We start from the raw sequence: 1,431 nt of genomic DNA on the forward strand, positions 1-1,431 counted from the left end.
GCTGCGCGCGCCCCGCGGCCGGGCGCGCCCCCCGGCGCGGGCGGGGCGCGCGGGGGGCCGCCCCCCCCCCCCCTCCGCCAGCCGCCGGCGCGCACCAGGGCCACGACCGCGTCGACGGCGGCCGCGGCGTCCGCGACGGCGGCGGTCCAGCCCTCCCCCAGCGGGCGGGCGCCGGGTCCCAGGACCTCCGGCGGCCCGGCGGCGCCCGCGGTCAGCGGCGCGCAGGCGAGGGCCAGGGGCACGACGGCAGCGTCGCGGCTCCCGCCGGGTGGGGCAAGCTCCTGGGCTTGCCCGGCGCGCCGCTAGTCCCGGGCGAGCTCCGGCGGGAAGCCGCCGGTGGCCACCGGTCCCCAGGACTCGATCGTGATCCGCAGCAGGCACTTGCCCTGCCGGGCCATCGCCGCGCGGTACTCCGCCCAGTCGGGGTGCTCCCCGCTGATCGAGCGGAAGTACTCGACGAGGGGCTCGAGCGCCTCGGGCAGGTCGAGGACCTCGGCGTGCCCGTCGACCTGCACCCACGCGTCGTCGAACTCGTCGGACAGCGCGCACAGCGAGACGGCGGGGTCGCGGCGGGCGTTGCGCACCTTGGCCCGCTGCGGATAGGTGGAGACGACGACCCGGCCCTCGGCGTCGACGCCGTAGGTCACCGGCGAGAGCTGGACGCCCTCGCGCCGGCGGGTGAGCAGCACCGCCCGGTGGCGCGGGCGGAGGAAGTCGAGCAGGGCAGCACGGTCGACACGGTCGGCGGTCGCGGTCCTCGGCACGACCCCGACGCTAGCGGCGCCCCCGTCCGCCGGCGCCGGGGCCGTGCCGCCGGTGAGCTGACGGACCGTCAGGCCCCGGCCTTCTTCACGCCGAACATGAGCACCCGCCGGCCGACGTCGTAGTGCACGGTGTCGTTGTCGGCGAGCAGGTCCTGCAGGTTGTCGGCGTCGTCCGGGTCGAGCGTCAGGACCTCCTCCCACGCGCCCTGGTCGAGGACCAGCTGCAGGGTGTAGGTGCCGGGCTCGCCGGGCTCCCCGGCGACCCAGCTGAACTGGTAGTGCGAGAGCTGTCGCACCTTGATGCTGTCGTCGGTGACCGGCTGCGGGACCTCGGGCATGGCTTACCTCTCGGACGTCCCGGGGCGGGTTCCCCGGAGCCACCCCCCTACCCCGTCGCGCGGGTCCTGACCCGGCCCGCCGGCCTGCTCCCGTGCGGTGCGGACCGCTGATCTGTGGTGCGATCTCCCCATGAGGTTCCGCCTGCCCGGACGCCCGGACGCGCCGCCGTCCGCCGGTGGCGCCGCGCCCCCGACCGGGGCCTCGGCCGCCTCCGGGGCGTCCCCGGCCGGCCCGGGGGGGGGGGGGGGGGGGGGGGGGCGGGGGGGGGGGGGGGGGGGGGGGGGGGGGGCGGGGGCGCCCGCCCGGCGACCTGCGGCCGGGGGGTGGG

At 79.3% G+C, this 1,431-nt stretch carries 3 protein-coding genes; all 3 read right to left on the bottom strand.

Going from position 1 to position 1,431, the window contains the following annotated elements:
* A partial coding sequence (locus ACI78U_RS24880; protein ID WP_456878125.1) for a hypothetical protein occupies positions 1–242 on the bottom strand: 242 nt, incomplete at its 3' end.
* Between the two features lie 60 nt (positions 243–302).
* Positions 303–764, bottom strand: a complete 462-nt coding sequence (locus ACI78U_RS24885; RefSeq protein WP_456878126.1) for a PPOX class F420-dependent oxidoreductase — start codon at positions 762–764, stop codon at positions 303–305.
* A gap of 68 nt (positions 765–832) precedes the next feature.
* Entirely contained in the window at positions 833–1,102 is a 270-nt protein-coding gene (locus tag ACI78U_RS24890) for a hypothetical protein (RefSeq protein ID WP_456878127.1), read from the bottom strand.
* Positions 1,103–1,431: the final 329 nt, after the last annotated feature.

Source organism: Geodermatophilus sp. SYSU D00710 (assembly GCF_054050195.1).